This window comes from Cohnella sp. (assembly GCF_041640265.1).
Lineage (GTDB): Bacteria > Bacillota > Bacilli > Paenibacillales > Paenibacillaceae > Cohnella.
Genome location: NZ_JBEQAP010000089.1, coordinates 1 through 10683, shown reverse-complemented (window position 1 = coordinate 10683; position 10683 = coordinate 1). Strand labels below are relative to the sequence as shown.

Below are 10683 nucleotides of genomic sequence, written 5' to 3'. Positions count from 1 at the left end.
ATCCAATTATATCCATTATAGCACATACGTTCGTTTTTCTCACAACAAAAAGGCATCGATTCATCCCCGACTTACACATTCATGTTGAAGTCGGAGTCTTCTCGACAAAGCTGATAAAATCCGGCAAGTTTAGTAATACGTTTCTGACCGTGAACGGTTCGCCGGGAATTCACCTTACGGTGGACAATCAGGTGCAATATGTGTTTTCCTTCGCCGTGCGCAACAACCGGATCGAGGCGATCTACGCCGTAGCCAATCCGGATAGAGGATGCTCGCTGCCGGCCTTTTTTGCATGGATCGTGAAGCGAATGATTTCATCGGACTGCGTTGGGAGCAGGATCCCATTTCCTGTCTTGTTGATTAAGCTATCATAATGATGATAAAATAAGGATGTGAAAGGGAGGCGATCACATGCCGCAAATTAGACCTGTGTCTGACTTGAGAAACAATTTTGCCGAAATTTCGAAAATTGTCCACGAAAGCCGTGAACCCGTGTTTCTTACTAAAAATGGACATGGTGATATGGTTGTTATGAGTATAGAGCAATATGAGAGCATTCAATACGACAATGAGCTTTTTTTAAAGTTGAAAGAAGCTGAACTCGAAGCAAAGAACTCACAAGTACGGTATAGCCATGCTGAAGTTTTTGGTCAGCTCAAGAAACAACTCAATGATGAAAAATAAACGACTAACAAGGAAATTTCACAAACGGTATGCTGTATGAGAAATCACTGTATTTCACTTGAGTGATAAAATGATTCAACTGGTGGGCTGTAGCCACTGGTTCTTTTTTATACATCTTATTAGGTATGGGAATACCTTGAAATGATTGACGCCCATCACTTTCCTTAGTAAAATTAGAATTAGGTATGGACATACATGTAAGTGAATCGGGAGCTGTTCTAATGGGAAATCGAAATACTGAATTGCATAGACTGATGTACGCATGTCTGGATGAGTTAAGGGGAATATACACAACCGAGCAATCCGTTAGAATTCTTTTGGTTTTATGCTTTATTCACCGACTGAATGTAACTGAGCCGTGCATTATTGAAAAGTTACAATGGAGACGGCTTACTAAAGAGATTTCTATATTCGATATGCTAAATGATGGATTGAAAGAACTGGAATATCAGAATAAACAATTCGAAGGCAGTTTCACTTCACTTATAACGCCGTCTTTTCATCATACACATGTTTCTTCTATTAGTGCGGTGAATGAAGTAATTGATAATTTACGCAGCTATCCGTTTGCTAATCAAGAAGAGATTGTAGAATTTATTAATCTAGTTGCATTCTCGTTTAGCAACAACGAAATGTATGGTACACCACAAGCGATAACTAAATTATTGCTAGGATTAATAGATATCGAACAGATCCATTCATATGCAGATTATTGTTCAGGAATTTCAAGCGTAGCTATTGAAATGTTCCGTCAGTTAAAAATGCTGAAGATTAATAATGATATCTCGTACTATGGAGAAGAAATAAATGTTTCTGCGTACCTGATTTCAAAACTATTGATGAATGTAAATCGAGTTCAACACTTCAATATCGTAAACAAAGATGTTTTAGAACGAGTGAGTAACAACGGAGAAGAATTAACATTCGATTTCATATTTTGTGATGGACCTTTTGGAATGGCATGGAATCCTTTAGAGGCACAAAGTGACCCCAGGTACAAGTATGGCATACCGCCAAGATCTTCTGCTGATTGGGCCTTTTATCAAAACGTTTTATATCATCTGAAAGAAACCGGTAAAGCACTGGTAGTCGGAACAAAAGGAACGCTGGTTAGAAGTACTGAAGTTAGCATAAGAAAGGCAATTATAGAAGAGGATTTAATTGAAGCGATTATTACAATGCCGGCAAACCTGTACTACGCGACTAGCATAAGCACTGAGTTGATTATTTTCAATAAAAATAAGCCCCAGAATAGAAAGGACAAGATATTATTTATCGATGCCAGCGAATATTCACATAGAACGAATAGAAACCAATATACGATTGCCGATAAAGATATCACCAAGATTATTGACACTTATCGTGACGGTATTGAAGAGGAGCGATTCAGTAGATTTATTGACAGAAAAAAAATCGAACTTTACAACTTTAGCCTTAATACCAAGGAATATTTAGATTTTGATGTTTTGAAGGATTCGTTTCATCAATCTGTCAAACTTGGCGATATAGCAGAGATCAGGCGTGGTGTTCAATTGTCTAACGAAGAATATAGTGACCTCTCGCTTTCTCCAACACACTATCTGCTAAATATCAAAGATATTGATAATGGAAGTATCACGTATGATGAAGCAGCAAAGATAACTTATAAGAAACCGGACTGGCTAGTTAAGTTTGCGATTCGCCCGATGGATATCCTCATAACGTCTAAAGGCTCAGCGGTGAAGTTTGCGATTGTGGAGGACCATTGTAAGGAGGCTTTTATTAGCGGAAATTTATCAATTATAAGAGTGGACCCAAAGCGATACAATGCGTATGTCTTGTATGAATTTTTACAGAGTGAAATCGGAAGACGAATGATAGATGGACTTCAGACAGGAACTACAATCAAGCTGATTAACCCCTCCAGATTGGAACAGCTTGAAATCCCGATGTTTGAGTTAGATGTAATGAATGAAGTAGGAGATCAACTCAAAAAGAATAAAAACGAGTATGAAGAGTCGATAAGGGAAATTGAACACAGGTTTGAAACGCAAAAGCACGTATTGATTGAGCAATTAGGTTTCAATCTGTCAATCTAAGGAGCCGAGCCGATGGAAAGTAGGTATAAATTGCATTATATCGAACTGGCACTTTCTGATCTAAGGGAGATTGTTGACTACATCAGCAACCAGCTTTTTGCAAGACAAGCGGCAATGGAACTTGTTGATAAACTGGATAAGGCCATTTCCAATTTGGCGCACTTCCCTTTCTCTGGGCATCTATATCGGAATAACCATAGGCTCGAGGACGATTATCGGGTGCTGGTAGTTGAAAGGTATGTTGTATTCTATGTCGTTCATGACGATATCGTGGAAATTAGGCGGATATTATACGGAAAACGGAACTTTGAAGAGTTGATATAGTAGTAGACAAGGTACTTTTTTGTCAAATTCATCTTGTTGAGTGAGTCTCATATAAGCAGAGGAGAAAATTATGGGAGACATTAAGCTTTTCAAGTTAAACAACGGTAACGTAACAGAGCTTGAAGGTCATTCTGCTATGTTGGAAAAATCGCTTCAAACGCTTATCGAGAAGCATCTGGAAACGATTCTCGGTGTTCGCTTCCTGGCTAGTGAATATTCAACCGGGAAGACACATGGGGGACGAATCGACACACTTGGAATAGATGAGAATCATTCGCCAGTTATTATTGAGTATAAAAGATCAACCAATGAGAATGTCATCAATCAAGGCTTGTACTATTTAGACTGGTTGCTTGATCACAAAGCGGAATTTACAATGTTAGTGATGAAAAAATACGGTAGTGAAACGGAAAATAGAATTGATTGGTCTAGCCCTCGACTTCTTTGTATTGCCGGTGGGTTTACAAAGTATGATGAACATGCAATTCAACAAATAAATCGGAACATTGAATTGTACTGCTATAAGCGTTTCGGTGATGAACTTCTGTTGCTGGAACTTGTTAACGCAACTACTGCTAATACGATCGACTTAGAAGTATCAAATCGCTCACAAGTCATAAATAGATCTTCAGAGAAGACAGTATCCGAGTATTTGAGTCAGTCAAATGAAGTGCTCCAAAACCGTTACGAGGCACTGAAGGCTTTTATTATGGCGCTTGGTGACGATGTGCAAGAGAAAATATTGAAGCACTATATTGCATTTCGTAGAATAAAGAATTTTGCATGTGTAGAAATTCATCCCCAAATCGGGAGAATTACGGTTTATGTAAAGGTAAATCCAGATTCAATAACAATTGAGCCGGGCTTTACCAGGGATGTACGAAATATTGGACATTATGGAACAGGCGAACTTGAGATAACAATAACGAATGATAATCAACTCAACGATGCTAAGGGATTAATTCTGTCTAGCTATGAGATAAGTTAGTCAGGAATCCGAATGACCTCTAGTATTAGAAAGCTCGATGGGACCATTTTTTGCTACTCGCTGACAGGGAGATGTCAAAATGATTACTTATGGCAGGAATTAGACATGTTATTGTCGAAATTTAGTTCTAAAGTTATAGTCTTGATGAACATGTAGATAGGAGCAAGATGGATGCTAACAGGAGAAGTGCGAAATAAAGTTGATAAAATATGGTCGGACATATGGGCGGGTGGAATCACCAACCCCTTAACCGTTATAGAACAGCTTACATACTTAATGTTTATTCGTTCCCTTGATGAGAAGGAGCTGGAAAACGAGAGCTTCGAGGCATTGAGCGGCGGCGAAGCGATGCCTAAGATTTTCCCTCAAGATGAAGCCGGCCAGTCCATGCGATGGAGCAAATTTAAGACGAAAGATTCGCGAATCATCTTTGATATTGTTGGCACGAAGGTATTCCCTTTTATTAAGGAAATGAATGGAGCGACCACATCGGCCTTCTCGCGATATATGCAAGATGCCATGTTTCTAGTACCAACTCCGCAAGTATTGCAGAAGATAATCACTGGTCTTGACGAACTGTACGAACACGATATTAAGGATTTGGATATGCAAGGCGATCTGTATGAGTATATGCTGGGCAAGCTGTCGTCTGCCGGACAGAATGGTCAGTTCAGAACTCCCAAGCATATTCGCGATATGATGGTTCGGCTTCTGGCGCCGACGCCAAACGATAAGATATGCGACCCGGCATGCGGTACGGCGGGATTCCTTGTATCTGCATCTGAATATGTTAGAGAAAACTTCGAAGCCGAGATGACAGGCGAGCAGTGGGAGCATTTTGCCGGGGAGATGTTCTCGGGCTTTGATACGGATCGTACGATGCTGCGGCTATCCGCAATGAATCTCATGCTTCATTCGATCACGCACCCTCATATTGATTATGTGGACAGCGTCTCCAAGCAAAATCATACAGTATCCGCCTATGATATCGTGCTTGCCAATCCTCCGTTCACAGGAACGGTCGATTCGGAAAGTATTCACGATAATCTGAGAGCTGTCTGCGATACGAAGAAGACCGAGCTTCTGTTTGTGGCGCTCTTCTTACGCATTCTACGTAAAGGCGGTCGCTGTGCCTGTATCGTGCCGGATGGCGTATTGTTCGGATCGACAAAGGCTCATAAATCGCTTCGCAAAGAGCTGGTAGAGAACCATCAGCTTCAGGCGGTTATTTCCATGCCAAGCGGCGTGTTCAAACCGTATGCAGGTGTCAGTACCGCGATTTTGATCTTTACGAAAACAGGCGCTGGCGGTACGGACAAAGTATGGTTTTACGATATGAAAGCCGACGGCTTCTCCCTGGATGACAAACGTTCGGCTGTGGAAGCCAATGACATACCCGACATTCTTGCCCGTTTCCATAACCTTGAAGGTGAAGTTGATCGCAAGCCAACCGAGCAGAGCTTCTTCGTGGACAAGTCGGCTATTGAAGCCAACGATTACGACTTGTCTATTAATCGCTATAAAGAAGTGGTATACGAGAAGGTAGAATATGACGCCCCTGCGGTAATTATAAATCGGCTTGATCAATTGAACCTTGATATTGCTTCCAAGATGGAAGAGTTGAGGGGGCTTTTGGGTGAGTAAGGTAAAGTTGTCAGAGATAACAAGCATAATTACCAAAGGTACTACTCCAACAACAATAGGATTTAGTTTCCAGGAACAAGGTATTAATTTTTTGAAAGTCGAAAGTATAGCTGAGAGTGGAGAGTTTTTATCTAATAAATTTCAATATATTTCAGATGAATGTAATATGAAGTTGAAACGATCTATATTAATGGAAAATGATATTTTATTCTCTATTGCAGGTGCTCTAGGAAGGACAGCAATTGTAAAAAAAGAAATATTACCAGCGAATACAAACCAAGCATTGGCAATAATTAGATTATCAAATGAAGAATCATACACGAAATATATACACTATGCTTTGAAGTCGGTATCAATTTTCAAACAGTTCCAAAAACAACAGCAAGGAGTAGCACAATTAAATTTGTCTTTGAAAAATATTGGGGAGTTAGAAATCCCACATCCACCACTCGAAATCCAAAAACAAATTGCCAAAACGTTGGACACCGCAACAGAACTGCTTGCTATGCGCAAACAGCAACTTGCAGAGCTGGATAACCTTATCAAATCGACTTTCTATGACATGTTTGGTGATCCCATCAAGAACGAAAGAGTTTGGGAGTGCCTATCTATTGAAAAGACGATTAAGGTTATTGAAGCAGGGTGGAGCGTAGATGGTATTAAAAAAATAAAGGGGAAAGATGATAAAGCTGTTTTAAAGGTTAGTGCAGTTACATCAGGTTTTTTTAGAGAAACAGAGTATAAGGTATTAGACAAGGACTTGAATATAAAAAAATATGTATTCCCGCATAAGAATGACTTATTGTTTAGTAGAGCTAATACCAAAGAACTAGTAGGGGCCACTTGCATAATTTTTGAAGACTACCCTGACTTACTTCTTCCGGATAAACTATGGAGAATTGAATTTAACAGTTTAGCAAACGTTATCTATATGAAATATGTTTTAAGCGATAAATCAATAAGAAGTAGCTTATCTAACAATTCAACTGGTACAAGCGGTTCAATGTATAATATATCTATGGGAAAATTGAAATCAACAATTGTCCCACTCCCCCCCCTCGCTCTCCAAAACCAATTCGCCGAAATCGTCACCAAAATCGAGGAGCAGAAGACTCTCGTCAAGAAGGCGATCGACGAAACGCAGTATTTGTTCGACAGCTTGATGAGCGAGTATTTTGATTAGCGACATTACTTAAGTTCTTATAACCGCGAGGTGAATGCGAATGTCTGCAAACTTTGAGTTTTTACAGGGACAATCGGAGTATGCCATGTTTGCGAGTGCCGCCATCGAAGCAGAGCGGGTGCTTGCCACCTCGCCTGCAATGACGGCAGTTGGGAGCCGTAAAGCTTTGGAGCTGGCGGTGAAATGGGTGTATGCTGCGGACAACACGATTACGATGCCCTATAAAGATAATTTGCAGGCATTGGTTCACGAGCCCACCTTCAAATTCGCAATGGAGAACCAGACATGGGGCAAGCTCCAGTTCATTATTAAGCTGGGGAACCTTGCGGTACATACGAATCAAACAGTCATCCGAAGCGACGCGATTCTGTCCTTGTCGGCTTTGTTCGAGTTCATCCAGTGGCTCGATTATTGCTACGGTGCCAATTACGAAGAACGCCAATTCTCAGAAGCGAATATCCCTGCCGAGAAGGTCGTTCTTGACGAGGCCAAAATTAAAGAAAAGGACAGCCTGATCGAGCAAAAGGAATCTGAAATCGAGGCACTACGCGCCAAGATTACGGCGATGAGCGATCGGCTTACGGCTGACAAGGCTCAGCACAAGGAAGAACGCGAGTTCAAACCGGCGGATCTGTCCGAATTTCAAACACGGAAGAAATATATCGATGTAGACCTGAAGCTGCTGGGTTGGACATTCGGGGATGATGTGCGCGAAGAAGTTGAGCTATACGGCATGCCGAATAACGAGGAAATAGGCTATGCCGATTATGTGCTGTACGGTAAGAACGGCTTACCTCTTGCCGTCATCGAAGCGAAGCGTACGTCCAAAGATCCCAAGATCGGCACTCAACAGGCGAAGCTGTATGCAGACTGCTTGGAGAAAATGACCGGCAGACGTCCGATGATGTTTACGACGAACGGTTTTGAAACGAATCTATGGGATGACGTAACCTCGCCGCAACGCAAGGTGAGCGGCATCTTCTCCAAGACTGATCTGGAAAAGCTGATGAACCGCCGCAATGAGCGCAAAGCGTTGGATGAGATCGTCATTGATGATAAAATAACGGACCGCTACTACCAGAAGGAAGCGATCCGGGCCGTCTGCGAAAGCGTGGCGACAGGACATCGACGTTCCTTGCTCGTCATGGCTACGGGAACAGGGAAGACGAGAACGGCATCCAGCTTGACCGATGTTTTATCGCGCGGCGGGTATGTTACTAACATCTTATTTTTGGCGGATCGGAAGGCTCTGGTCAAACAGGCTAAGGATGATTTCAAGAACTACCTGCCTCATATGTCCTTGTGCAATCTGCTCAGTAACAAGGATGATAAGGCGGCTCGCATTGTCTTTTCCACCTATCCAACGATGCTTGGGGCTATTGATCATGCCAAGAGCGAAGAGGGGAAACGTCTGTTTACGCCGGCCCATTTCGACCTCATCATTGTAGATGAGGCGCATAGAAGTATTTTCAAGAAATATCGGGCGATATTTGAATATTTCGATAGCCTCATTGTAGGGCTGACGGCTACTCCGAAGACGGAGGTTGACCGTAATACGTATGATTTCTTCGAGATGGAAAGCGGTGTGCCGACTTATGCCTATCCCTATGAAACCGCTGTAGAGGTTGACCGGGTGTTGGTTCCTTACCATAATATCGAAACGACGATGAAATTTCTGGAGCAGGGAATAACATACGATGATCTATCCGCGGCAGATAAGGCACGATATGAAGAGGACTTCACCGATGAAGATGGCGATATGCCGGACTTTATCCCCTCACCAGCGGTCAATGAATTTATATTCAATCAATCTACGGTCGATTATGTGCTAGAAGATTTAATGACGAAGGGTTTGAAGGTGGCGGGCGGCGACAGGTTGGGGAAAACGATTATTTTTGCCCAAAATAAAAAACACGCGCAATATATCGTTGAACGATTCGATAAGCTGTATCCGCAATTGAAGGGGAGCTTTGCCAAACGTATTATTTCCGATGATAACTATGCCCAGAGCATCATCGACGACTTTAAAGTGGCGAGTAAGGAGCCTCATATCGCAGTCTCGGTGGATATGCTGGATACCGGGATTGATGTGCCGGAAATTGTTAATCTTGTATTCTTCAAGCGTATTCGCTCGAAGACGAAGTTTTGGCAGATGATCGGGCGAGGGACACGGCTGTGCAAGAACCTGTTCGGGGAGGATGAGGATAAGACTCGATTTGTGATCTTTGACTATCTTGGCAATTTTGAGTTCTTCCGCGAACATCAGGAGGGCCTACAAGGCAATGAAAACCAAAGTCTATCCGAAGGGATCTTCGCCAAGCGAATTCGATTGATCCAGCACACGCAGCAGGCAGACTTTATGGATGATAGGTATCAATCCATTCGTGCGGGTCTGATTACAACCGTCGTTCACCAGATCAATGCGCTGAATACAGAGCTTGCATCGGTAAAGATGCAATTGCAATACATCGAGAAGTATAAGTCTGAGGACGCTTATGTCTGTTTAACGGAACAGGATAAGCACAATTTGATTACATACCTTGCGCCTATTGTCTTTATGGATGATACGGATGAATACGCGAAGCGATTTGACAATTTCATGTATGGATTGATGATCGCCAAGATCGAAGGAACGCCGCAATTCAAGAAAGGCAAGAAGCAACTGATTGATGTCGCTGTCAGTCTGCTTCAGCGTGCGACGATTCCGCAAATCAAGGAAAAGTTGCCGTTGATCAACCGTATCGGTACGGATGAATTCTGGGAGAGTTCTGACCTAGTGCATTTTGAGAAAGTTCGTGTGGAACTGCGAGGTCTGATGAAGTTTATTGTAGATGAGGGCGGTAAAAGCCCGATATATACCAATCTGAAGGATGAAATTCTCGCCGTCCATGAGGGCAAGGAGATGTACCAGGCTTATGACTTCGAGGATTATAAGCTGAAGGTAAACCGTTATATCGAGCAGAATCGAGACGCGCTTGCGATACATAAGTTGCGCCATAACATTCCTCTTACGGCTCTGGACTATGAAAGTTTGGAGAACATTTTCACAGGGGAGCTTGGAACGGCAGAGGATTATAAACGGGAATTTCAGGATACGCCATTCGGCTTGCTGGTACGTAAAGTAGCGAAACTGGAATATGAAGCTGCAACTGCGGCATTCTCAGAGTTCATAAATGATGAGTCGCTAAGCCAAATGCAAATCGTATTTGTCAAAAAGGTTATCGATTATATCGTTCAGAACGGCTATATCGATCATGTATCTGAACTGACTAGGCCGCCATTTGATAAGCCTCAAAGCTTTATTAAGCTGTTTGATGGCTCGAAGCAGAAACGGCTGGTAGATACCGTTAATCAGATTAAGGAGAATGCGATAAAGGTTTTGTGATGGGGTGGGGTGCAAACTCCTGAACGGCTGCCATCTTCCATAATTTCCATGGATTCGGGATATGAATATGAACGGTAGTTCCCCAATTAAGCTTGCTGAGGATTCGCTGGCCATAGGAATCGCCATACGTTAGCTTGAGTCGCTTATTTGTGTTAGATAAGTCGATGTGCAGAGTCGAAACCCAAGAATATCAAGGGCTCTCGGCTCTTTTGCTTTTTAAGAAAACCAGGATAGACTATCAAACCCCTTTTTCCATAACAAAATCATATTAACTCAACTTTCGCAGAGCACAAATCATCTTGAGAGCATGTCGTTGTAGTCTTTCAAGGTGATCAGGTATTGGGCTTGTAAATAGAAAAACACCGCTTCGTTTGCTAAAGTGAGAGTGTCGAGCAAT

General features: G+C 42.2%; 7 protein-coding genes and 1 pseudogene. All 8 read left to right on the top strand.

Annotated features, from left to right (window positions below; genetic code table 11):
- Window positions 1-374 (top strand): annotated as a pseudogene (locus ACESLK_RS29285) (hypothetical protein); the annotation flags it as partial.
- A 37-nt stretch (window positions 375-411) separates the two neighbouring features.
- Window positions 412-684 (top strand): type II toxin-antitoxin system Phd/YefM family antitoxin, encoded by a 273-nt coding sequence (locus ACESLK_RS29280; protein WP_373233375.1) that lies wholly within the window; start codon window positions 412-414, stop codon window positions 682-684.
- A 221-nt stretch (window positions 685-905) separates the two neighbouring features.
- Window positions 906-2762 carry an N-6 DNA methylase gene (locus ACESLK_RS29275; protein WP_373233373.1) on the top strand — a complete coding sequence of 619 codons (1857 nt, stop codon included), beginning with the start codon at window positions 906-908 and terminating at the stop codon, window positions 2760-2762.
- A 12-nt stretch (window positions 2763-2774) separates the two neighbouring features.
- Window positions 2775-3086, top strand: a complete 312-nt coding sequence (locus tag ACESLK_RS29270; protein WP_373233372.1) for a type II toxin-antitoxin system RelE/ParE family toxin — start codon at window positions 2775-2777, stop codon at window positions 3084-3086.
- Window positions 3087-3156: 70 nt separating this feature from the next.
- Window positions 3157-4074 (top strand): DUF5655 domain-containing protein, encoded by a 918-nt coding sequence (locus tag ACESLK_RS29265; RefSeq protein WP_373233371.1) that lies wholly within the window; start codon window positions 3157-3159, stop codon window positions 4072-4074.
- Window positions 4075-4245: 171 nt separating this feature from the next.
- Window positions 4246-5718: a type I restriction-modification system subunit M gene (locus ACESLK_RS29260; protein WP_373233370.1), complete on the top strand. Its 1473-nt coding sequence runs from the start codon at window positions 4246-4248 to the stop codon at window positions 5716-5718.
- Window positions 5711-6901, top strand: coding sequence for a restriction endonuclease subunit S (locus ACESLK_RS29255; protein WP_373233369.1), 1191 nt, complete (start codon window positions 5711-5713; stop codon window positions 6899-6901). The genes ACESLK_RS29260 and ACESLK_RS29255 overlap by 8 nt, the downstream gene beginning before the upstream one ends.
- A 40-nt stretch (window positions 6902-6941) precedes the next feature.
- The gene (locus ACESLK_RS29250) at window positions 6942-10286 is read left to right on the top strand and encodes a DEAD/DEAH box helicase family protein (protein WP_373233368.1); all 3345 of its coding nucleotides are present in this window, start codon (window positions 6942-6944) and stop codon (window positions 10284-10286) included.
- The last annotated feature ends 397 nt before the right edge of the window (window positions 10287-10683 follow it).